This is a genomic window from Citrobacter sp. Cm046 (assembly GCF_030333065.1).
Classification (GTDB): domain Bacteria; phylum Pseudomonadota; class Gammaproteobacteria; order Enterobacterales; family Enterobacteriaceae; genus Citrobacter; species Citrobacter murliniae.
Window position 1 is genome coordinate 242,328 of sequence record NZ_JAOWGP010000042.1, and the last position, 21,093, is coordinate 263,420.

23 protein-coding genes are annotated in these 21,093 nt (G+C 52.0%); 6 read left to right on the plus strand and 17 right to left on the minus strand.

Translation table 11 applies throughout. From position 1 onward, the window contains the following. Positions 1-269: 269 nt before the first annotated feature. The 5 genes from nrdF to OGX98_RS15405 form a co-directional block, all read right to left on the minus strand. Positions 270-1,229, minus strand: a complete 960-nt coding sequence (nrdF, locus tag OGX98_RS15385) for a class 1b ribonucleoside-diphosphate reductase subunit beta (RefSeq protein WP_045446572.1) — start codon at positions 1,227-1,229, stop codon at positions 270-272. A 10-nt stretch (positions 1,230-1,239) separates the two neighbouring features. Continuing rightward, positions 1,240-3,384 (minus strand): class 1b ribonucleoside-diphosphate reductase subunit alpha, encoded by a 2,145-nt coding sequence (nrdE, locus tag OGX98_RS15390; protein WP_286595491.1) that lies wholly within the window; start codon positions 3,382-3,384, stop codon positions 1,240-1,242. Beyond that, positions 3,357-3,767, minus strand: a complete 411-nt coding sequence (gene nrdI / locus OGX98_RS15395; RefSeq protein ID WP_286595492.1) for a class Ib ribonucleoside-diphosphate reductase assembly flavoprotein NrdI — start codon at positions 3,765-3,767, stop codon at positions 3,357-3,359. Before nrdI ends, nrdE begins: the two co-directional genes overlap by 28 nt. Then, the gene (gene nrdH / locus OGX98_RS15400) at positions 3,764-4,009 is read right to left on the minus strand and encodes a glutaredoxin-like protein NrdH (RefSeq protein ID WP_048220703.1); all 246 of its coding nucleotides are present in this window, start codon (positions 4,007-4,009) and stop codon (positions 3,764-3,766) included. Before nrdH ends, nrdI begins: the two co-directional genes overlap by 4 nt. Positions 4,010-4,273: 264 nt before the next feature. Then, positions 4,274-4,705, minus strand: coding sequence for a carboxymuconolactone decarboxylase family protein (locus OGX98_RS15405; RefSeq protein WP_048220704.1), 432 nt, complete (start codon positions 4,703-4,705; stop codon positions 4,274-4,276). 90 nt (positions 4,706-4,795) lie between these two features. Here OGX98_RS15405 and pdxR point away from each other — a divergent pair, with 90 nt between their 5' ends. After that, positions 4,796-6,130 carry a MocR-like pyridoxine biosynthesis transcription factor PdxR gene (pdxR, locus tag OGX98_RS15410; RefSeq protein ID WP_286595493.1) on the plus strand — a complete coding sequence of 445 codons (1,335 nt, stop codon included), beginning with the start codon at positions 4,796-4,798 and terminating at the stop codon, positions 6,128-6,130. Between the two features lie 123 nt (positions 6,131-6,253). Continuing rightward, a complete protein-coding gene (locus OGX98_RS15415; protein WP_045446554.1) occupies positions 6,254-6,604 on the plus strand; it encodes a DUF2002 family protein in 351 nt (116 codons plus the stop codon). 38 nt (positions 6,605-6,642) lie between these two features. Here OGX98_RS15415 and alaE read toward each other — a convergent pair whose 3' ends face one another. Beyond that, on the minus strand, positions 6,643-7,092 hold the full coding sequence (gene alaE / locus OGX98_RS15420) for an L-alanine exporter AlaE (protein ID WP_045446551.1): 450 nt from the start codon (positions 7,090-7,092) through the stop codon (positions 6,643-6,645). A 554-nt stretch (positions 7,093-7,646) separates the two neighbouring features. Here alaE and stpA point away from each other — a divergent pair. Then, the gene (gene stpA / locus OGX98_RS15425) at positions 7,647-8,048 is read left to right on the plus strand and encodes a DNA-binding protein StpA (protein ID WP_045446547.1); all 402 of its coding nucleotides are present in this window, start codon (positions 7,647-7,649) and stop codon (positions 8,046-8,048) included. A gap of 34 nt (positions 8,049-8,082) precedes the next feature. On the opposite strand, the gene OGX98_RS15430 is transcribed toward stpA, so the two are convergent. The 3 genes from OGX98_RS15430 to OGX98_RS15440 form a co-directional block, all read right to left on the minus strand. Then, positions 8,083-8,262 (minus strand): GDFGVC terminal motif YodC-like protein, encoded by a 180-nt coding sequence (locus OGX98_RS15430; RefSeq protein ID WP_286595494.1) that lies wholly within the window; start codon positions 8,260-8,262, stop codon positions 8,083-8,085. An 80-nt stretch (positions 8,263-8,342) separates the two neighbouring features. Continuing rightward, positions 8,343-8,870 carry a rhodanese family protein gene (locus OGX98_RS15435; RefSeq protein ID WP_286595495.1) on the minus strand — a complete coding sequence of 176 codons (528 nt, stop codon included), beginning with the start codon at positions 8,868-8,870 and terminating at the stop codon, positions 8,343-8,345. A 9-nt stretch (positions 8,871-8,879) separates the two neighbouring features. Next, positions 8,880-9,179, minus strand: coding sequence for an ArsR/SmtB family transcription factor (locus OGX98_RS15440; RefSeq protein ID WP_225761561.1), 300 nt, complete (start codon positions 9,177-9,179; stop codon positions 8,880-8,882). 384 nt (positions 9,180-9,563) lie between these two features. On the opposite strand from OGX98_RS15440, the gene OGX98_RS15445 reads away from it, so the two are divergent. Next, entirely contained in the window at positions 9,564-9,722 is a 159-nt protein-coding gene (locus OGX98_RS15445) for a YqaE/Pmp3 family membrane protein (RefSeq protein ID WP_045446535.1), read from the plus strand. 97 nt (positions 9,723-9,819) lie between these two features. Further along, a complete protein-coding gene (gene lysM, locus OGX98_RS15450) occupies positions 9,820-10,269 on the plus strand; it encodes a peptidoglycan-binding protein LysM (protein ID WP_286595496.1) in 450 nt (149 codons plus the stop codon). Positions 10,270-10,281: 12 nt separating this feature from the next. On the opposite strand, the gene csiR is transcribed toward lysM, so the two are convergent. From csiR to OGX98_RS15485, 7 genes are all read right to left on the minus strand, one after another. After that, positions 10,282-10,968 carry a DNA-binding transcriptional regulator CsiR gene (gene csiR / locus OGX98_RS15455; protein ID WP_286595497.1) on the minus strand — a complete coding sequence of 229 codons (687 nt, stop codon included), beginning with the start codon at positions 10,966-10,968 and terminating at the stop codon, positions 10,282-10,284. Between the two features lie 45 nt (positions 10,969-11,013). Beyond that, positions 11,014-12,414 (minus strand): GABA permease, encoded by a 1,401-nt coding sequence (gene gabP, locus OGX98_RS15460; RefSeq protein WP_284097245.1) that lies wholly within the window; start codon positions 12,412-12,414, stop codon positions 11,014-11,016. A gap of 178 nt (positions 12,415-12,592) precedes the next feature. Further along, positions 12,593-13,876: a 4-aminobutyrate--2-oxoglutarate transaminase gene (gene gabT, locus OGX98_RS15465; protein ID WP_286595498.1), complete on the minus strand. Its 1,284-nt coding sequence runs from the start codon at positions 13,874-13,876 to the stop codon at positions 12,593-12,595. 25 nt (positions 13,877-13,901) lie between these two features. Then, entirely contained in the window at positions 13,902-15,350 is a 1,449-nt protein-coding gene (gene gabD / locus OGX98_RS15470; protein WP_048220711.1) for an NADP-dependent succinate-semialdehyde dehydrogenase, read from the minus strand. Between the two features lie 23 nt (positions 15,351-15,373). Next, positions 15,374-16,642, minus strand: a complete 1,269-nt coding sequence (gene lhgD / locus OGX98_RS15475) for an L-2-hydroxyglutarate dehydrogenase (RefSeq protein ID WP_200041876.1) — start codon at positions 16,640-16,642, stop codon at positions 15,374-15,376. A gap of 19 nt (positions 16,643-16,661) precedes the next feature. After that, complete coding sequence (gene glaH / locus OGX98_RS15480; protein ID WP_045446517.1) at positions 16,662-17,639, minus strand: glutarate dioxygenase GlaH; 978 nt, start codon at positions 17,637-17,639, stop codon at positions 16,662-16,664. A gap of 261 nt (positions 17,640-17,900) precedes the next feature. Further along, on the minus strand, positions 17,901-18,503 hold the full coding sequence (locus OGX98_RS15485) for a short chain dehydrogenase (protein WP_045446515.1): 603 nt from the start codon (positions 18,501-18,503) through the stop codon (positions 17,901-17,903). A 98-nt stretch (positions 18,504-18,601) separates the two neighbouring features. Here OGX98_RS15485 and OGX98_RS15490 point away from each other — a divergent pair, with 98 nt between their 5' ends. Beyond that, complete coding sequence (locus OGX98_RS15490; protein WP_045446514.1) at positions 18,602-19,498, plus strand: LysR substrate-binding domain-containing protein; 897 nt, start codon at positions 18,602-18,604, stop codon at positions 19,496-19,498. Positions 19,499-19,573: 75 nt separating this feature from the next. Here OGX98_RS15490 and OGX98_RS15495 read toward each other — a convergent pair whose 3' ends face one another. Then, positions 19,574-21,088 (minus strand): tripartite tricarboxylate transporter permease, encoded by a 1,515-nt coding sequence (locus OGX98_RS15495; protein ID WP_045446512.1) that lies wholly within the window; start codon positions 21,086-21,088, stop codon positions 19,574-19,576. Positions 21,089-21,093 lie beyond the last annotated feature (5 nt).

A 21,093-nucleotide genomic window follows, 5' to 3' on the forward strand; every position in this document is an offset into this window, starting at 1 on the left:
CATACTGAGAATCTGAGACAACCCTGAATTTGTTAATGGCATGAATATTGCCGAAGGCCAGGAGGCGGGATTTCCCATGATATAAGGGCTGAGCGCTGATAACAGCAAGATGATATTTTTTGTAAGGAACACCGAAAAGACGTCTGAATTGTTGAAATGCAGACGAATAATGTGACTGAGATTGAGTGTAGATCACATATGCATAATTGTGTGATGCAGTTAAAATATTATTGCGGAAAACAGTCGGATATTCTCCGCAATAATGTGTGTTAAAAGTTCCAGTCGTCGTCTTCGGTTTCGACGGCTTTTCCCATTACATAGGACGACCCCGAACCGGAGAAGAAATCGTGGTTTTCGTCGGCATTAGGTGACAGTGCGGCGAGGATCGCCGGATTTACATCCGCCATTTCAGCCGGGAATAACGCCTCATAACCCAGGTTCATTAACGCTTTATTGGCGTTGTAACAAAGGAATGCTTTGACGTCCTCCACCCAATCCGTTTCTGCGTAGAGCTCTTCCGTATAGCGTGCTTCGTTATCGTACAACTCCATTAACAGATCGAGCGCAAAATTCTTCAGTTCTTCGCGTGCCGATTCTGTAATGGCTTCCAGACCTTTTTGATACTTATAACCGATGTAATAACCATGTACCGCTTCGTCACGAATAATCAGACGGATTAAATCAGCAGTATTGGTCAGCTTGCCACGGCTGGAGAAATACATTGGTAACCAGAAACCGGAATAGAACAGGAAAGATTCCAGAAATACGCTGGCAATTTTCTTCTTCAGCGGATCATGGCTGGCGTAATGTTCAAGAATGATTTGTGCTTTGCGCTGGAGAGGGGCATTTTCCTCACTCCAGGCATAGGCCGCATCCACATCCTGGGTCTGGCATAAAGTGGAGAAAATAGAGCTGTATGACCGGGCATGTACCGCCTCCATAAAGCTGATATTCGACAACACGGCTTCTTCATGCGGGGTTAGTGCATCCTGCATTAACGTTGGCGCACCCGCAATATTCTGAATGGTGTCGAGTAGCGTCAGCCCGGTAAATACGCGAATGGTCAGTTGCTGCTCAGCCGCATTCAGCGTCTGCCAGGCAGGAATATCATTCGACAGCGGGACTTTTTCCGGCAGCCAGAAGTTACTGGTCAGGCGGTTCCATACCTCGAGATCTTTATCATCCTGGATCTTGTTCCAGTTGATGGCACTTATGCGATTTAATCTCATCCTGCTCTCCTTACAGTGCGCATGACACGCAGCCTTCGATTTCAGTGCCTTCCAGCGCCAGCTGGCGTAGTCGGATGTAGTACAGCGATTTGATCCCTTTTTTCCAGGCATAGATCTGCGCTTTATTGATATCGCGGGTGGTGGCGGTATCAGGGAAAAATAGCGTCAGTGAGAGCCCTTGATCGACATGCCGTGTCGCTTCGGCGTAGGTATCAATGATTTTTTGCGGACCGATTTCGTAAGCATCCTGGTACATGTCCAGATTGTCGTTGGTCATAAACGGGGCCGGATAGTAAACGCGCCCGGTTTTACCCTCTTTACGGATCTCCACCTTCGACACAATCGGGTGGATACTTGAGGTCGCATGATTGATGTAGGAGATAGAGCCGGTCGGTGGAACGGCCTGTAAATTCTGGTTATAGATGCCGTAGCGCATCACATCGTCACGCAGTTGTGACCACATTTCGCGCGTCGGTAATGTAATGCCGCTGTGGGCAAATAACGCGCGGACTTTCTCGGTTTTCGGTTGCCAGTCGCCCTGCAGATATTGCGTAAAGTATTCGCCGCTGGCGTAACGGGATTGTTTGAATCCGGCAAAGGTTTTACCGCGTTCGCGGGCTAGTTTCATCGATGTGTTCAGCGCATGCCAGGTGATGGTGTAAAAATAGAGATTAGTAAAATCCAGCCCTTCAGGTGAACCGTAGGCAATGCCTTCTCGCGCCAGATAACCATGCAGATTCATCTGTCCGAGGCCAATGGCATGTGAGGCGTTGTTTCCGGCTTCAACAGACGGCACGCTGCGGATATGGCTCATATCAGAGACCGCAGTTAAGCCACGAACCGCTGTTTCAACCGTGCGACCAAAATCCGGTGAATCCATAGTGTGAGCGATGTTGAGCGAGCCGAGGTTGCAGGAGATATCGTGTCCGATCTGCACATAGTCAAGATTTTCGTCGTACGTCGAGGCACTATTGACCTGCAAAATCTCGGAGCACAGGTTGCTCATATTGATGCGTCCGGCAATCGGATTGGCACGATTCACCGTGTCTTCAAACATGATGTACGGGTAGCCTGACTCAAACTGGATTTCCGCCAGCCGCTGGAAGAAATCGCGGGCATTAATGTAGCTTTTGCGCACGCGCGCATCAGCAACCAGTTTGTCATAGTGTTCACTGACGGCGATATCACCAAACGGTTTGCCGTAAATGCGCTCCACGTCATAAGGGGAAAACAGCGCCATCTGCGCATTTTCTTTGGCCAGACGGAAGGTGACATCCGGGATCACCACGCCGAGAGAGAGCGTTTTGATGCGAATTTTTTCATCGGCATTTTCGCGTTTGGTATCGAGAAAACGCAGAATATCCGGGTGATGTGCATGCAAATACACGGCCCCCGCACCCTGACGTGCGCCCAGTTGATTAGCATAAGAAAATGCGTCCTCCAGCATTTTCATTACCGGGATCACACCGGAAGACTGATTTTCAATGCGCTTAATAGGTGCACCAGCTTCCCGCAGGTTAGAGAGCAAAAACGCCACGCCACCGCCGCGTTTGGAGAGTTGCAACGCGGAGTTTACCGCCCGTCCAATTGACTCCATGTTGTCTTCAATTCTCAACAGGAAGCAGGAGACCAGTTCTCCGCGCTGTTGTTTACCGCAGTTCAAAAATGTCGGTGTAGCAGGCTGAAAGCGCCCGGAGAGCATCTCATCGGTAAGCTGCATGGCGAGCGTTTCGTCACCCTGCGCCAGCGTTAACGCCACCATGGTCACACGATCTGCAAAATCTTCAAGGTAGCGCTTACCGTCAAAGGTTTTTAGCGTATAGCTGGTGTAGTACTTCCATGCGCCGAGGAAGGTCTGGAAGCGGAATCCTCTGGCGTGGGCGTGGTCAAAAAGCCTCACCACGAAAGCGCGATCGTAGCGAGTTAAAACGCTTTCGTCGTAATAACCGTCACGGATGAGCGTATTCAGACGCTCATCCTGGCTGGCAAACACCACCGAGTTGGGGCGGACGTGGGAAGTAATAAAAGCGTCCACCGCCTGATGGTCTTTATCGAATTGAATCCGCCCGGCTTTATCGTACAGATTCAGCATGGCGTTAAGGGCGTGGTAGTCCAGCGTTTGCGGGATTACGCGTTCTGCGGTTGTCGTTGCCAAAATTCACTCACTCCTTTTCGGACATTGTCGATATCGCTTTGCGTTCCCATCAGCTCAAAGCGATAGAGCCACGGCACGCCGCATTTTTGTGAGATAACCTCACCCGCGCGGCCATAGGCTTCGCCGAAATTGCGATTGCCGGAGGCGATCACGCCGCGTATTAATGCCCGGTTGTGCGTATCGTTTAAAAAGCGGATCACCTGCCGTGGGACCGCACCAGCCGTACCGCCGCCGCCGTAAGACGGCACGACTAAAATGTAAGGTTCGACTACCCGGATTCGTTCGCGCTCATTAAGTGGGATACGAATAGCGGGCATCTCCAGACGCTGCATAAAGCGATGGGTATTTTCGGAGCTGCTGGAGAAGTAGACGAGGGTATTCATGCGCTGGCCACATGGGGTTGCGGGCGCAGGCGGTTAATCATATCCGGGCGGAATCCTGACCAGCTGGTTTCACCTGCGACTACCACCGGTAACTGACGAAAACCTTGTTCACGCAGCGTGTCTGCCATGTCAGGCATCAGATCGACATTCACCATTTCAAAATCAAATCCGCGGTTTTCCATTGCCCGCTTAGTGGCATGGCACTGAACACAGTTGTTGCGAGTGTAAATAATAATGCGCATGATTCGTATTTCCATCTAAAAATAAAAGAACGGCGCGATAACAGGCGTCGGGTTGTGTGTGTCTTAATACAGAAGATACTAGATGTAGTTTTAAAAAGATTCAACCATACAAGATATGGGAATTTTAGATTGAAAGTGTTCAGAGTAACGAGCGGAGCGGGGGAAGAGGATGAGTGATGTATAAATTGCCCGATGCCTACGCTTCTCGGGCTTACTGACAAGCATGGAGAGGCCCGATAAGGCGGTTTATCGGGCAGCCCGCAATTACATACGCATGCTTACCGCCAGGCGGTTAAAGCAATTCATCAGGCTAATTGCGAATGTCAGGTCGCTAATCTCTTTGGCGCTAAAATGGTCAAGCAGCGGCAGATAAACATCATCTTCGGCATGAGTTGTGACGATGTGTGTGACAGACTCGGCCCACGCCAGTGCCGCACGTTCCTGCTCACTGAAATGGTGACTTACACGCCATCCCGCCAGTGCGTCCAGCTTGGTTTGTTCAACGCCAGATTTGCGCAGCGCTTTACTGTGCATTTCCAGACAAAATGCACAGCCGTTAATTTGTGAAATGCGCAGATAAATCAGTTCCGTCAGCGTGGTGTCCAGAGCGCAGTTTTCCAGCGCTTTGCTGGCCTGAACCAGGGCGTTATAGACTTCAGGGCTGAGTTCATAGTAGGGCTGGCGTAACATAGTCATGGTATTTCTCCTCGTTTGGATGACCTGCAATGTAGCACTATAATGGTCTGCAAAAGAGAACCATATTTTCACTAAAAAAGCAGACCATAAATGCCACGCTACCAGCAAATCGCCCGCCAGTTAAAAACCGCTATTGAGAAAGGTGAACTTAAGCCTGGCACAAGATTACCCTCCAGCCGTACATGGTCTCAGGAGCTGGGCGTGTCACGTTCGACGGTGGAAAATGCATACGCTGAGCTGGTGGCTCAGGGCTGGCTTGTGCGACGTGGCCAGGCCGGAACGTTTGTGAGTAGACAACTGCGGCTGGATACAACGTCTGCTGCCCCTGTTGTATACGCCGGAGAAAGTCCAACGCCGCAGTTGTTTCAGATGGGGCTGCCCGCTCTCGATCTTTTCCCCCGGGAAACCTGGGCGCGGGTAATGGGGCGGCGTTTGCGCACACAGACGCGTTTTGACCTTGCGCTGGGAGATGTTTGCGGTGAACTGACGTTACGCCAGGCTATTGTCGATTACCTGCGCGTTTCACGCAGCATTGAGTGCCTGCCGGAGCAGGTGTTTATTACTTCTGGATATGCGGCATCGATGACATTAATCCTACGCGCTCTGGCAAAACCTGGTGATGGAATGTGGGTAGAGGATCCGGGTTTTCCGTTAATCAGGCCAGTAGTGGCGCAGGAAAGGGTTGAAATGATGCTTGTTCCGGTCGATGAAGAGGGACTGGATGTGTACGTCGGGATCCGTGACTATCCACATGCGCGCTTTGCGCTCCTCACGCCAGCTCACCAAAGTCCGCTGGGGGTATCGCTTTCGTTAGCCCGTCGACATCAGTTGCTGGAGTGGGCCGCCCGTGCGCAGGCATGGATCATTGAAGATGACTACGACAGTGAATTTCGCTACCACGGAAAACCGTTGCCACCGCTAAAAAGCCTGGATGCGCCACAGCGGGTTATTTATGCCGGAACGTTCAGTAAATCGCTGTTTCCTGCACTGCGCACGGCATGGCTGGTGGTCCCCCTGACTCAGGTGTCGCGGTTCCGCCAGCAAGCGGCGCTAACGGCCTGTAGTGTTCCGGTTTTATGGCAACAAACGCTGGCTGATTTTATCCACGGGGGGTATTTCTGGCGGCATCTAAAGAAGATGCGACAACATTACGCTCAACGACGTCAATGGATGGAAACTGCGCTGACAGAGCAAGGATTTACCGTAGTTCCTCAGGACGGCGGGATCCAACTGGTGATGTCGGTTAGCGGAGAGGACACAGTATTAGTACGTAAAGCTAACCTCGCGGGTCTGGCAGTTCAGGCTTTAACTGATTGGCGAATAAAATCGACAGGAAAGGGCGGAATACTGCTGTCATTTACCAATATTAGATCTGTGGAAATGGCGCAGCAGGCCGCATATCAACTTCGGCTGGCAATGGCCTGATTGTCAGTCGTTCTGTAGATATTTATCCCGTCATATTCACTTCTTTATGGACTTTTCTGAAAGCGTTGCTAATGCTGAATCAGGTAAGGTAAGCCCGCAGTAAAAGATAACGAGGAAAATAATATGTATTTACGACCAGATGAGGTGGCGCGCGTACTTGAAAAAGTGGGCTTTACCGTCGATGTAGTCACACAGAAAGCTTATGGCTATCGACGTGGTGAAAATTATGTGTACGTTAACCGGGAAGCACGCATGGGACGTACCGCTTTAGTTATCCATCCCACGCTAAAAGAGCGCAGTTCATCGCTGGCTGACCCCGCGACAGATATTAAAACCTGCGATCACTATCAGCAATTTCCGCTTTATTTAGCGGGAGAAACCCATGAACATTATGGTATTCCGCACGGCTTTAGCTCGCGTGTTGCGCTTGAGCGTTATTTAAATGGGTTGTTTGGTGACGTGAGTTCGAACTAAAGGCGCGACTGGCGATGCCAGTCGCGAAGAAGATGTATTTAGGCTTTAGCCTGGTGATAGCTGCTGACTTTAAACAGGCGGCGGCAATAATCAAGGAAGTAGCCATACACAGCCCCCATCAGCATTGATACCACGATGTTTGAACTTACTGCAGCTGTAATCTGGTGCCAGTCAGCGCCAACCGTCAACAGAATAACGACATATACCGGAGACTGGAACGTTACATACGCCAGCACATCTGCCAGATTTTTAGCCCATCCGGCTGACGTGGCTTTACGCGCCGCGCGCATGAATAAATCACGGTACATACCATAGGGCCAGGCGATCAGAATGTTAACAGGGATAGCCACCAGTCTGGAAGAAAGCGATTGTTCAAAGGTCATTCCAGAGAGGAATACTTCGATCAACATGTTCACGACAGAACAATAAACAACCATCGCGAACGTGTCTGCTACAGCATGACGCAAGCGTGACTGCGGAGAGAACATGTTAATGCTCCTTGTAAAAAGGGAAGAAAAGGTTTTGAATACCTTTTAACTAGTGTTTTATCTTGCTGCCTTCGCGTTTTAATAGGATATATGGCTACATAATAACTGGCAACTAGCTTAAAATTTTTATTTATTGTCTTTTTGTCGATAAAATGCTCTGCATTGGTTCGTTTTTTGTTCGTTTTGGCATTTTCGTTGCTGTATTGGTTAAAATTCTTTTAAATCAATATCTTATTTTGACTTGTTTTTCTGAATTTTTTGAGCTCCTTTCTGAATGTGAATTGATGTTGGGTATGTCTGCCAGACCAGACTGTACGTTGTGATTTTCTGTATTGTGGGTATATGATTTAAGAGGCCGTTAGCCATATTTATTTTAATACTCACGTTATATAAAATATCGGAAAATCGACTCACCCGTACCAACAGGTAAATAATAAGAAACGTTGTTAGCTTAATACTTTGCGACAAAATATACTGGAAATAGAAAAAACAATCGAATACACTTCCTGCCGTATTACTGTTTTTGATTTCTGCGTTAAAGAGGTTTTATTAATATGAGCTTAATGTTAAAAAACTTAAATAATATCCGCACACTGCGTTCTATGGCCCGTGAATTTCCCATCGAGGTTCTTGAAGATATGTTGGAAAAATTCAGGGTAGTTACCAAAGAAAGACGCGATGAAGAAGAAAAGCTACAGCGTCAGCGTGCAGAGCAGCAGGAAAAAATTAATACGTTGTTGGCGCTGATGCAAGCTGATGGAATTAATCCAGAAGAGTTGCTGAGTATGGTGCCAACCACGTCACGGGGCGGAAAAAAACGCCAACCGCGTCCGGCGAAATATCATTTTACTGATACCAATGGTGAAACGAAAACATGGACCGGACAAGGACGTACACCGAAGCCCATTGCTCAGGCACTGGCTGCTGGTAAATCTCTCGACGATTTTTTGATCTGATAGCAATGCGGTGAGGAGATCCTCACCGCTTATTTCAGCAAACGCCGAAATCACCGTCTTCGGAATATCGCGTAACATCAGCAGCTTTCAGTGTGAATTTCTCACCGCTTTCGTTACTGGCTTGTACGGCCACAATCTGATCGTCATTCACTTCGACAACTTTCAGTTTTGGTCCGCCCATACGTGGTTGCACCAAATCGCCAAGTTTAAACATACTGCGCTCCTTTCTTTATCACATGGTCCACCATAGAGCACGTCAATTGGCGGGTACAGCGCTGTTTCGGTTATTACCGCTTAATGAGTACGTCGGTTCCACGGCATTTTATCCAGTAGCCGTGCCATGCCACAAAAGCCGGTAACGCCAGCAAGAACCAGACCTGCGCCGACAAAACCGCTGAGTAAGAAGAAGCCACTGTTGATCGTGTAACCGAGAACGACGCCGAGTAAGGCAAGGCTACCAGCCGCAATCTGCACCTGACGCATCAGCGGCAACGGCTGTGAGTTATCTTTTGTTACCGGCAAACCTGCAGCTTTCCAGCCGTCGATTCCGCCCTCAAGCAGCCAGACCTGTGCAGGCGCGGCGGTGGCATGCAATTTGGCTGCGGCGTTTTGTGTGCGCTTGCCCGACTGGCAGTGAAAAATAATGCGCTCGGCCCGCAAATTTGTGGGTAGTGAGTTCTGTTCCAGGGTGGATAGCGGGGCCAGTTGCGCCTCTGGGATATGCTCGTACAGATACTCATCTGTATCACGGATATCAATCAGTTTTGCCCCTTGTGCCAGGAGCGCCTGTGCTTCGCGCGGGGAAATTATCCCAATGGTCATGATGGTTCCTTATGGGCAATACAGTGTTTTTAATGTGGCGATAAGTGAATTCACCGCCGCATTTTTAATGAAATAGAGGATGCGCTGAGCATCTCGCTGGCTTTCTATCAGACCTTCCTCGCGCATTCGCGCCAGATGTTGGGAGGTCGCGGAAGGACTCAAGCCGGTAATGCGGGCTAATTCACCCGCGCTGGTACCCGGTGAACCGCTGAGCATGCACAAAATCAGCAACCGTTTCGGATTGCTCATCGCTTTGAGCAGGGCGGCCGCTTTTTCAGCGCTGGCCTGGAGTTGTTCAAGTTCAGTCATAGTTATTTAAGTGAGTTCTAAATTAAGCACATTCTAAAATAAACAATCATCGTACGCCAGCGTAAAGAGAGTAAAGGAGGGTAAAACCGCAGGGGTGGGCTGGCAGAGTTGAGTACACTGGTTATGCTTAGAGACGAAATCTCTTTTTATACCCGTCATACTTAAGTTGCATGCGCGTTGGCTACGAGTTACACGACTCATCCATGAGTCTCGCCTTACGGGCGGTTGTTCCGTAGCGCTCAAATCTGTTTCTGACAGATTTGTCGCTCACCCGAATCACTTGCAAGAGCAAGCTCATCGGGACTCACTCTTTTGCCGCCTGGCTGCAACTCAAATTATTTTGGGTATACACAATGATTAATTTTTTGCTTGTATGGAGTGTGTATGGGTTTCTGGAGAATTGTTTTAACTATTATTTTGCCTCCGCTTGGTGTACTGCTGGGGAAAGGATTTGGCTGGGCGTTTATCCTCAATATCGTACTGACACTGCTGGGTTACATCCCCGGTCTTATTCATGCATTCTGGGTACAGACGCGTAACTAATCTTTTCCACTATTGCGGCGCATCTGCGCCGCTTTCCTGATCGATCCTTCCCCTCTGCTACACTTCTTGGTGTTGATTGTTAATAACCGAGGTGAATATGGGTCTCTTCAATTTTGTGAAAGATGCGGGTGAAAAACTCTGGGATGCGGTCACAGGAAATCATGGAAGTGATGAACTGGCGAAAAAGGTGCAGGAACACCTGAGTAAAACCGGTATTCCAGATGCTGATAAAGTGAACGTCCAAATTGCCGAAGGTAAGGCGACCGTTTCTGGAGATGGGTTAAGCCAGGAAGCGAAAGAAAAAATTCTGATCGCGATCGGTAATATCTCCGGTATTGGTAGTGTGGATGACCAGGTCACAACTTCTGCGCCGGCGAATGAAAGTCAGTTTTATACGGTGAAGTCCGGTGACACGCTGAGCGCTATTTCGAAACAGGTTTATGGTAATGCTAACCTGTACAATAAGATATTCGAGGCGAATAAACCGATGCTGAAAAGCCCGGATAAAATCTATCCCGGGCAGGTTTTACGTATTCCGGAAGAGTAAAGAAGAACAGGTTTATTCCGTCAGAAGTTTTCCGGACATGGCCTGCTGAATAATAGGAATTGGCGTCAGCAGGTGCTGGCGCATTAATTCGCTGGCGCGCTCTGCATCGCGCGCCATAATTGCTTCGGTAAGCGTCTGATGCTGATCGTGTTTATCTTCAAGCATTTCAACGGATAGCACCGTTTTACGCAGCCAGATAAACCGGTAGCGTGCTGCGAGATCGAACAGCCGTTCGCGCATTTGCAGCAAATAGTGTGAACCGCACCCGGCAACAATTGCCGTGTGAAACGCCTGATGTCGCTGATCCCACTCATCCAGCATCTGCTCGCTGGCGTCAACAGCTTCAAGCTTGCTCAGCATATGTGCCCGCGCCAGAATCTCTGCTTCCCAGGCGTCGTCCCCGCGCTCAATTGACAGACTCACCAGCATCGCCTCCGTATTAGCGCGGGCGTCAAAAATATCGAGCAGCTCCTGCTCTGACATCGATGCCACACGATACCCTTTCTGATTGACCACCGTGACCAGCTGTTCTGCCACCAGTTGCGAAAGCGCTTCGCGCAACGGCCCGACTCCCAGTTCATAGCGCGAGGTCAGCAGGTTCATTCGCAGTTTTTCATCAGGCTGATACACACCACGGATGATGTCGTTTTTGAGCCAGCGGTACCCATCAATGGCCGTCGGTTGGGAAATGGCGGTCATGGTCATACTCCTGAAAAGGTTTCCCGGCCTGTGCCGGGAACGGATTTAATGCGTATTTTGCAAGGGTGCTTTTTGCCACGATAGCAGTTTTTTCCAGCGTGACATAATTGGTACGGTGCAAATAATCCCGATGGCGAGCAGCCCGGTTGAGATAACCTCCAGCTGTTGCGCCGGGCGAAAGAGCATCACCACTAATACAAAGATAATAAAGGCGATGACCAGCCAGGTCAGCCACGGATAGAGCCACATTCTCAGCTTAATTTCACCGCCTTGTGCCATCAGGATCTTGCGCATCCGGAGCTGGGAAATAGCAATCACCAGATAGACCAGCAGCGCGATGGCGCCAGAGCTGTCGATCAGAAACTTAAACACTTTTGCTGGCGCGTAATAGTTGACGATCACGGTGAGGAAAGCGGCCCCAGTCGACAGCAGCACCGCGACATAAGGTGTTTTGCTACGGTTAGTTTTGCCCATAAAAGCTGGGGCATCTCCACGACGGCTCAGGGAGTAGAGCATCCTGGATGCCGTATACAGCGCAGAGTTCAAACAACTGGTTACCGACAGTAAAATGACGCAGTCCATGATCAGTTTCGCGTGCGGGATGTGCAGTAATTCCAGCACCGAGCGGTAAGAGCCAACCTCTTTAAGCCCCGGCATGTTCCACGGGATCAATGCCACCACCACGAAAATTGAGCACAGATAGAAAATAGAGATACGCCAGATAACCGAGTTCGTGGCGCGCACGATGTGTTTATCCGGGGTGTCGGACTCCGCGGCGGCAATGGTAACAATCTCCGCGCCCATAAAGGAGAACATGGTTATCAGCATCGCGCTGAGCACCGCGCCAAAACCGTTAGGCATAAAGCCGCCGTGATCCCACAGCCGTGAAATTCCACTGACCTCAGCGTAGGGATAGAAACCGCTAATCGCTGCCGCGCCCAGGGCGATAAACGCCAGAATGGCAATCACTTTGCACAGCGCCAGCCAGAACTCGAACTCACCGTAATTTTTGACGCTCAGCAGATTACTGCCGGTTAACGCCAGCGTGATAACCAGCGAGAACAGCCAGACAGGAATGCCCGGGATCCATGAGTGCAGTATTATGGCGGCAATATTAGCTTCCAGTGGGATCACCAATACCCAGAACCACCAGTACAGCCAGCCGATGGTATAACCAGCCCACGGCCCGATAGCCTTGTCGGCGTAAGTAGAAAAGGAACCGGTATCAGGGGTGGCAACGGCCATTTCGGCCAGCATGCGCATAATCATCACCACCAGTAATCCGGCGAACAGATAGGCCAGCAATACCGCAGGTCCTGCTTCTGCAATGGCTACGCTTGAACCTACAAACAGACTTGCACCGATAACCCCGGCAATAGATAACATGGTGACGTGGCGTGATTTCAGCCCGCCCCCTAAATCATGTGATTGTGACACTTGCCCCATCTTTTAAACCTCTCGAAAGTATTTCACTTGGGAGAGCACCCCGGCATTCCCGCGCCGGGGCACGCGTATAATTGTTATTGGATATTTTTACCGGACGGCCTTATCCGTTTTGTTTTGCTTGTTTGTCGAATGGCGGCGTAAAGGCCTTATCTGACCTACAGATTGCGCCATCCGGCAATTAGTGCTGCTTCGCCTCATCAAAACACTGGGCGATAATGTCCAGCCCCTGGCGGATTTGCGCATCTTCGATGGTGAGTGGCACGAGGATACGTAGTACGTTGTAGTACGGCCCACAGGAGAGCAGGATCAGCCCTTTATCACGGGCCCGGGCAACGATCTCAGCAGTCAGTTTGGCATCTGGCTTGTTGTGGTCGCCGTCTTCGAACAGTTCGATGGCAATCATCGCTCCCAGGCCGCGAACATCACCGATTTCGCGATGTGTTTCGGCGATTGCCAGCAGCCCATCACGCAGGGTCTTGCCCAGCTCATTGGCTTTTTGCAGCAGGTTTTCCTGCTCGAAAATGTTCAGCACCGCCAGCGCAGCGGCACAGGCAATCGGGTTACCGGCATAAGTGCCACCCAGACCGCCAGGGGGGATGGCGTCCATCACTTCGGCGCGTCCGGTAACACCTGCCAGCGGGAAGCCACCGGCGATGGATTTAGCGAAGGTGGTGATATCTGGCGCGACGCCCATCTGCTCCATGGCAAACAGCGTGCCGGTACGGCCCGCGCCGCTTTGCACTTCATCGGCAATCAGCATGATCCCGTGTTCATCACAAATTGCGCGCAGGCGTTGTATAAAGGCGGGGGAAGCGGCGTAAAAACCGCCTTCGCCCTGTACCGGCTCAATCACGATGGCGGCGACATCTTCCGGGGCGGCGTCGTTTTTAAAGATTCGATGGATGCTGGCGATAGCATCGTCTTCGCTGATACCGTGCAGAGCGCAAGGATACAGTGCGCGATAAACGTGGCCCGGCATTAGTCCCATTCCGGCAGAGTACGGATTGACTTTCCCGGTTAATGACAGGGTGTAGTGGGTACGACCGTGATAGGCGCCGCTAAAGGCGATGGTGCCGGTTCGTTTGGTGGCGGCTCGGGCAATTTTCACCGCGTTTTCCACCGCTTCAGAGCCGGTAGTGACCAGCAGCGTTTTCTTAGCAAAATCGCCCGGCACCTTCTTGTTCATGATTTCGCAAAGTTCCAGGTACGGCTCATAAGCCAGCACCTGGAAGCAGGTATGCGACAGCTTTTTCAACTGAGCTTCTACCGCAGAGACAATTTGTGGATGCAGGTGGCCGGTATTCAGCACCGCGATACCGCCAGCAAAGTCGAGGAACTCACGGCCTTCAACGTCCCAGACCCGGCAGTTTTCTGCGCGTTCGGCAAAAATAGGGTGGATCTGTCCTACGCCACGAGGAACGGCATTGCTGCGACGTTGCATAAGTTCTTTATTGGTGCTCATCAGGTGTTCTCCAGTATTTGTTTTATTAAAGGCCAATGCACATATATTTGATTTCTAAGTAATCTTCGATGCCGTATTTAGAGCCTTCACGACCAAGGCCAGAAGCTTTAATTCCGCCGAATGGGGCGACTTCGTTGGAGATGATGCCGGTGTTAATCCCGACGATGCCGTACTCCAGCGCTTCGCCGACGCGGAAAACGCGGCTTAAATCGCGGGCGTAGAAGTAAGCCGCCAGACCAAACTCGGTATCGTTGGCTTGTGCGATGACGTCAGCCTCATCTTTAAAACGAAATAGCGGAGCCAGCGGGCCGAAGGTCTCTTCTTTGGCGACCTTTGCGTTGTCAGGTACTTCCACCAGAATGGTGGGCTGGAAGAAGTTGCCGCCCAGCGCATGCGCCTTGCCACCCGTGATAACCCGAGCGCCTTTCTCCAGCGCATCTGCGATGTGCTCCTGCACTTTGGCAACCGCTTTCTCATCAATCAGCGGCCCGGTGGTGACGTTGGGCTCCAGGCCGTCGCCGAGGTGCAGCTTGCTCACGGCCTGCTGGAGTTTCTCAGCAAAACGTTCATACACGCCGTCCTGAACATACAGACGGTTGGCGCAGACGCAGGTCTGCCCGGCGTTACGAAACTTCGATGCCAGCGCGCCTTCCACCGCTTTATCGAGATCGGCATCGTCAAAGACGATAAACGGCGCATTGCCGCCCAGTTCCAGCGACACCTTTTTGATGTCTTTAGCGCATTGCTGCATTAACTGACGACCAATCTCGGTAGAGCCGGTAAACGACAGCTTGCGTACCAGCGGGTTGCTGGTCAGCTCGTTGCCAACTGCGCCAGCCGAGCCGGTGACGACGCTGAATACGCCCGCCGGGATCCCGGCGCGATTGGCCAGCTCCGCCAGCGCCAGCGCTGAGTAAGGCGTCTGGCTGGCCGGTTTGAGTACCATCGTGCAGCCTGCCGCCAGCGCCGGACCGGCTTTGCGGGTGATCATCGCCGAAGGGAAGTTCCACGGCGTAATCGCGGCGGTCACGCCGATAGGTTGCTTAATGACGATCAGGCGCTTATCGGCCTGATGACCTGGGATGGTGTCGCCGTAGATACGTTTGCCCTCTTCGGCAAACCACTCAATAAAGGAGGCGGCATAAATGATTTCACCTTTCGCTTCCGCCAGCGGTTTCCCCTGTTCGAGGGTCATCAGACGGGCGAGATCGTCCTGATGTTCAATCATCAGGTTAAACCAGCGGCGCAGAATATTCGCCCGCTCTTTGGCGGTCAGCGTCCGCCATGCTGGCAGTGCACGGTTAGCGGCTTCAATGGCCTCGCGGGTTTCATCCGCACCCATTTTCGGTACGCTACCTAACTGCTGACCATTTGCGGGGTTGGTCACCGCGATGGTCTCGCCGCTGTTGGCGTCACGCCAGTGGCCGTTGATCAATGCCTGCTGGCGAAACAAGGTTGGATCGTTAAGTTGCATGATTGCTTCCTGTCATAAAATGTTTAACGAGTGAATGCGGCGTGTAATGTTTCCACGCTACGTGCCGCACGCAGCGTGCGTCCGGGATTGCTCTGGTTTTCCAGCAGCGCATGAACCTTGCTGACGATATGTGCGCCGATAGGGATTGCCGACGTCGCCGCCGGAGAGGGGGCATTGCAGGTATGAATTGAACGTGGCGTGGTGACAAACAGAAAGTCGTCGATCAACTTACCGTCAGGCGATACCGCTTGCGCACGTACGCCCGCGGGCCACGGCTGCAGATCTTTTTGCGTCAGGCTCGGGCAGTACTTTTGTACCAGCCGCAGATAGCCGCTTTTGCACAGTGAGTTTTTCATCTCACTAAGGCCGGAACGCAGGTTATTTTGCAGCACCCGGCGGATGCCGGAGGAACCTAATATCTCCAGCGTGTCGCTGAGGGAAATATCGCGTTTGCGATAACCTTCACGCTTAAACGCCAGTACTGCGTTGGGACCTACCGTTACGCTGCCGTCAATCATGCGGGTGAGATGAACGCCAAGAAACGGCATCGCCGGGTCGGGAATGGGGTAGATCAGATGGTTGACTATCTGGTTATGCTCTGGCGCCAGACGGAAGTATTCACCGCGAAACGGGCAGATGATAAAGCCGGGGTCGACGCCAAGCATTTTCACCAGTCGGTCAGCCATCAGGCCGGAGCAGGTAATCAGCGTCGCGCCCTCATATTCCTGACCCTGGCGGGTATGCACGATTACACCTGTAGCGTGTTCTTTCAGCGCGCTGACTTCGGCGTTGTAAATAATCTCACCGCCTCTGGCCTGAAAGATTTTCGCCATTGCAGCCGTCACTTCACGGTAGCTGACAATCCCGCTCGACGGGACAAAAATACCGCCCAGTCCGGTGATGTTCGGCTCACGCTCACGCAGTTCTTCAGCGTTCAGCCACTCGCGTTCTAAGCCGTTGGCGGCGGTGCGATCCCATAAGGCGCGCATCCGCTCCATTTCCAGTTCAGAGGTGGCAACCAGCATTTTTCCGCAGACGTCATAGCGGATGTCGTTTTGGTCGCAAAAGGCTTTGGTAGCACGATTTCCGGCCAGGCAAAACTGTGCCTTCAGGCTGCCGGGGGTGTAATAAACCCCGGCATGGATCACGCCGCTATTGTGGCCCGTCTGGTGACAGGCCGGGCCGGACTCTTTTTCCAGCAGCGCAATTCTGGCGTCCGGATAGACATCAATCAGCTGCATGGCGGTCGACATGCCGATAATGCCGCCGCCAATAATCACAAAATCATACATCCGCTATTTTCCTTCGCGCTTACTGATGGGTCTGGTAGTGGTTGGTGGAGTAAGCAAAGTAACCACGCTGGCGCATCAGTTCACGGCGCAGATCAGGATGCGACGTAAAACGATCGCGACCGTGCAGCCAGAACAGGTTGTTGATCAGCAGGAATTTGCCGACTGAAACCGGAACAGACAGGATGCTTTTGCTGGTTTCCAGCGCGTCTGAGAGATCGCTCAGCCAGACACCTTCTTCATAGTCTTTTGGCTGGACGAACTGGTCGATGTAGCGCATCACCGGGCGACCCTGTTGGTCGACGTCAAACACCGGATGAAACACGTCCTGGCTGACGTTTTTGCTTGGTGGTGCGGCGAAGCGCATAGCGCGGCGTGCCAGCGGATGGGTGAAGTACTGATCCAGATGTTCCCAGTCGTCAAGGTGCAGCAGCAGCGAATTACCGCCGGTCATGTTCTGCTCGTCGATCTTCATCATCAACACGTAGTCGGTGATTTCTTCGAGGTAGGTTCCGTCGTTATGCAACTCCATTACACGGTGCGGCTGGCGCAGATAGCTGTCTGAGTTATCAACGTTTTTAACCACAAAACGCGCATAGTACTGACCGCTCATCGCATCAAAATTGGAGCGTCCGATAAGATGTGCGACTGCCGTTGCCAGCTTGACCATCTCTTCTGCTTGCGCCACGTCATCAACACCCACGGCGTTGATCAGTAGTGCGCCTTCAGCACGATCCAGCAGCGTTTTCAGCAGCAGAGGCTGCAACTGATTACCGCACAAATCGTCGAGGATTTTGCTCACTTTAAATCGCAAGAAAGATTTGTATTCCAGTGCCTGCACCGGCCACTGTGCCACAGCTTGCAGAAATTGCTCCGTAGTCTCGGCGGAGAAAGTCAGTTCCAGTAGGCGTGGAGACTGGGCTGATGGTTTCAGCGTGAAACCGCTGTAGTGCTGGGCTGGATCTTCAGCGTTCGGTTTTACGGCAGTCAGTGCGTTCATCAGAATCGATCCTCTCAGTAGATTGTCAGGGAGACATGGCGATGCTCGTTTCGTAGCCATAAATTAAAAATATCTACATTTTTGAAAAGTGCGCACAAAATGGACTGTTTTGTTTATTATTTGTGATCAAAAGCAACAATTTTTTAACAATATAAAAGGTGAGGGTAAGTGTGATGCAGGGAAGAAAATCAAGAAGGGAATGTTTTAAAACAATGAGTTAATAATGCTGCCGCTGATAAAGGATGCAGCGGCAGCAAAATATCAGTAGCCGACTTTATAGACGCGACCAGTTTGTATGCCTTCCACGCTGCGGCGAAAAGCATTTGCCACCGTAGCGGCGGGCACGCTTTCAAAACCAGGGAAGAAACTATCGTAAGCGTCGGCGGATTCGCTCAGCACGGTGGGACTGATCAGATTAATGCGAATTCCGCGCTCTAATTCGCAGGCAGCAGCGCGAACAAAACCTTCCAGCCCTGCATTGACGGTTGCAGCGCTTGCCCCTTGCGCAATCGGCTCATGAGCGATGATGCCGCTGATAAGCGTAATTGAACCGCCATCATTCAGATAGTGTTGCCCGGTTAATGCCAGCCGCACCTGACCTAACAGCTTATCCTGCAACCCCTGATTAAATTCGTTGTCGGTCATTGTCGACAACGGGCCAAAGAACAGGTTGCCGGTGGCGGATACGATCGCATCTACCCGACCGATTTTTTCAAACAACGCCTGCACGCTCTCCTGAGAAGTGATATCAACCAGGTAATCACCCTGTGTGCGGCCCACGCGAACAACGTCATGTGTACGGCTCAATACTTCTGTGACTGCGCGACCGACTGTGCCGCTGGCACCAATAACGACGATTTTCATAACCACCTCCTGAATAGTGTGAGCCACCATTCTTTAATGAAAATGAAATCAGATAAACTGGCTAAAAGTTAGATGATTGCTAACCAGAGGTTTGTAATATGGACAAGTTGCGCGGCATGGAAACATTTATCGCCGTGGTGGAGAGCGGTAGCTTTACCGGCGCGGCAACGCGACTGGAGATGTCGGCGGTAATGGTGGGGAAATATATCGCCCAGCTTGAAGTTCAGCTCGGTACGCGTCTGCTGGAGCGTAATACCCGTCGCCAGAGTTTGACCGATGCCGGGCGGGTTTACTTTGAAGAAGCCAGACGAGTATTGGAGCAGGTGGCAATAGCTGAAAGCTCGGTAGAGCGCTTGCGGCTGGTACCTGCTGGCACGCTGCGCATCAGCGCACCAACCTCATTTGGCGCATGTGTGGTATCGCCGTTGGCTGCTGCTTTTTTACAGACCTGGCCGGAGGTACGTCTTGAACTGGATCTGACTAACCGGATGGTTGATCTGGTAGATGAGGGTGTGGATCTGGCGATCCGGATTGGTGATATTCATCAGACTGATGTAGTGGCGAAATACCTGTGTCCGTACCGTATGGCGATCTGCGCCTCACCGGAGTATCTGGCCCGTCACGGTACGCCCCGAACGCCGGCAGATCTGGTGGATCATTTGTGTTTATCCCACACGGTGTGGACGGCCCGCAACGAATGGAAGCTTCCGGGCGTGGAGGGGGAGGTCAGATGGAAACGCGATGCGATCCTGCGTTGTAATGATGGCCACGGCCTGCGTATGGCGGCGGTCGCAGGGGCGGGTCTGCTGTTGCAGCCCGAGGTTTTACTGGCCGAAGAACTCACAAGTGGCAGGTTGGTTCGGGTACTGGAGGGCTTTACACCTGAACCGCGCCCGATACATCTGCTGTGGCGGCAGGATTTACGCCCGCTGCCAAAGCTGACGCAGTTTGTCGAGCATGTCCTGGCAGGAACGCAGGGTTTACGCTCAAAATAAAAATGCCGGATGGCGCTGCGCTTATCCGGCCTACAGTGGCGATCAATCGTAGGCCGGATAAGGCGCGTCATTTTACTAACCGATGTCCACCTGCGGCTTGTTGTGGCGCTTACGGATCAGACGCAGCACGGGTGGGATCACGATAACCATCACTGCCAGTACCAGCAGTACTTTTGCCACCCCGCTTGCCCACAGAATATCTATGTTGCCATTACTGATAGACAGCGCGCGACGCAGATTCTGCTCCAGCATTTCCCCCAGTACAAACCCGAGAATCAACGGTGACATCGGGAAGTGCATTTTTCGCAGTATGTAGCCCAGTACGCCGAGGGCGACCATCAGCACCAGATCGAAAGTGGTACTGTGGACTGCATAAACGCCTACTGCGGAGACTGCGGCAATGGCCGGAACCAGGAACCACAGCGGAATGGTTAGCATGCGGGTAAACAAACCTATCAGCGGAATGTTCATCACCAGCAGCATCACGTTAGCAATCAGCAGCGCTGCAATCAGCCCCCAGACGATATCTGGTTGCTCGGTGAACATGGCCGGGCCTGGCGTGATGTTGTACAGCGTCAGCGCACCCATCATCACCGCTGTGGTACCGGAGCCAGGCACACCGAGCGTCAACATCGGAATAAAGGATCCGCAGGCCGAGGCGTTGTTCGCCGCTTCTGGTGCGGCAACGCCACGAATATCCCCTTTACCAAAGCTGTCGCTGTTACCGCTGAGTTTTTTCTCAGTCATGTAGGTGATTGCGCTGGCGATGGTCGCCCCGGCGCCTGGTAGCACACCGACAAAAAAGCCAATCACCGACGAGCGAAGTGTCGCGCCCACACACTGCATACCTTCTTTGGCGTTAAACAACATGCGGCCTGTTTTACGCACCAGCGTCTGGCCACTGCTGGTATGTTCCAGCATTAACAGTATTTCTGAGACAGAGAACAACCCAATCACCACCACGATAAACTGCACGCCGTCGGAGAGATGGACACTGTCAAAGGTGAAGCGATAGACCCCGGTGTTGGCATCTACGCCGACGGTCGCAAGGCCGAGACCGATTAGCGCTGCCAGAAATGATTTCAGTGGGTTTTGCGCCATCATGCTGCCGAGGCAGGCAATGGCGAAGACCATTAAGGCAAAGTATTCTGCCGGACCGAAAGCCAGCGACCATTGCGCTAACGCTGGGGCAAACAGAATGATGCCACCGATAGCGATAAGTGAGCCGAAAAAGGAGCTGACCGCCGAGATAGAGAGCGCCACGCCGCCGCGCCCTTGCTGCGCCATCGGATAGCCGTCAAGCGCGGTCATAATGGCGGCTGCATCGCCGGGAACATTGAGCAGAATCGAGGAGATGCGCCCGCCGTATTCACAGCCGATATAAACAGTGGCCAGCAGGATCAGCGCAGACTCTGCTGGCAGATGCAATGCGAAGGCCAGCGGCAGCAGGATCGCCACGCCGTTGATGGGCCCGAGGCCCGGCAGCAGCCCAACGATGGTGCCAACAAAACAGCCGATCAAGGCGATAACCAGGTTTTCTGGCGTCATCGCCACCGCAAAACCTTGAGAAAGATATATCCAGGTATCCATCGTTT

Coding starts and splice junctions, on each gene's coding strand:
- OGX98_RS15495 (WP_045446512.1), bottom strand. CDS start 21,088: ATGGATACCTGGATATATCTTTCTCAAGGTTTTGCGGTGGCGATGACG.
- gabP (WP_284097245.1), bottom strand. CDS start 12,414: ATGGGGCAAGTGTCACAATCACATGATTTAGGGGGCGGGCTGAAATCA.
- nrdH (WP_048220703.1), bottom strand. CDS start 4,009: ATGCGCATTATTATTTACACTCGCAACAACTGTGTTCAGTGCCATGCC.
- OGX98_RS15405 (WP_048220704.1), bottom strand. CDS start 4,705: ATGACTATGTTACGCCAGCCCTACTATGAACTCAGCCCTGAAGTCTAT.
- OGX98_RS15485 (WP_045446515.1), bottom strand. CDS start 18,503: ATGAAAATCGTCGTTATTGGTGCCAGCGGCACAGTCGGTCGCGCAGTC.
- pdxR (WP_286595493.1), top strand. CDS start 4,796: ATGCCACGCTACCAGCAAATCGCCCGCCAGTTAAAAACCGCTATTGAG.
- OGX98_RS15430 (WP_286595494.1), bottom strand. CDS start 8,262: ATGTTTAAACTTGGCGATTTGGTGCAACCACGTATGGGCGGACCAAAA.
- glaH (WP_045446517.1), bottom strand. CDS start 17,639: ATGAACGCACTGACTGCCGTAAAACCGAACGCTGAAGATCCAGCCCAG.
- lhgD (WP_200041876.1), bottom strand. CDS start 16,642: ATGTATGATTTTGTGATTATTGGCGGCGGCATTATCGGCATGTCGACC.
- stpA (WP_045446547.1), top strand. CDS start 7,647: ATGAGCTTAATGTTAAAAAACTTAAATAATATCCGCACACTGCGTTCT.
- gabD (WP_048220711.1), bottom strand. CDS start 15,350: ATGCAACTTAACGATCCAACCTTGTTTCGCCAGCAGGCATTGATCAAC.
- alaE (WP_045446551.1), bottom strand. CDS start 7,092: ATGTTCTCTCCGCAGTCACGCTTGCGTCATGCTGTAGCAGACACGTTC.
- OGX98_RS15415 (WP_045446554.1), top strand. CDS start 6,254: ATGTATTTACGACCAGATGAGGTGGCGCGCGTACTTGAAAAAGTGGGC.
- csiR (WP_286595497.1), bottom strand. CDS start 10,968: ATGACCGCCATTTCCCAACCGACGGCCATTGATGGGTACCGCTGGCTC.
- OGX98_RS15445 (WP_045446535.1), top strand. CDS start 9,564: ATGGGTTTCTGGAGAATTGTTTTAACTATTATTTTGCCTCCGCTTGGT.
- OGX98_RS15435 (WP_286595495.1), bottom strand. CDS start 8,870: ATGACCATTGGGATAATTTCCCCGCGCGAAGCACAGGCGCTCCTGGCA.
- OGX98_RS15490 (WP_045446514.1), top strand. CDS start 18,602: ATGGACAAGTTGCGCGGCATGGAAACATTTATCGCCGTGGTGGAGAGC.
- OGX98_RS15440 (WP_225761561.1), bottom strand. CDS start 9,179: ATGACTGAACTTGAACAACTCCAGGCCAGCGCTGAAAAAGCGGCCGCC.
- nrdF (WP_045446572.1), bottom strand. CDS start 1,229: ATGAGATTAAATCGCATAAGTGCCATCAACTGGAACAAGATCCAGGAT.
- lysM (WP_286595496.1), top strand. CDS start 9,820: ATGGGTCTCTTCAATTTTGTGAAAGATGCGGGTGAAAAACTCTGGGAT.
- nrdI (WP_286595492.1), bottom strand. CDS start 3,767: ATGAATACCCTCGTCTACTTCTCCAGCAGCTCCGAAAATACCCATCGC.
- gabT (WP_286595498.1), bottom strand. CDS start 13,876: ATGAGCACCAATAAAGAACTTATGCAACGTCGCAGCAATGCCGTTCCT.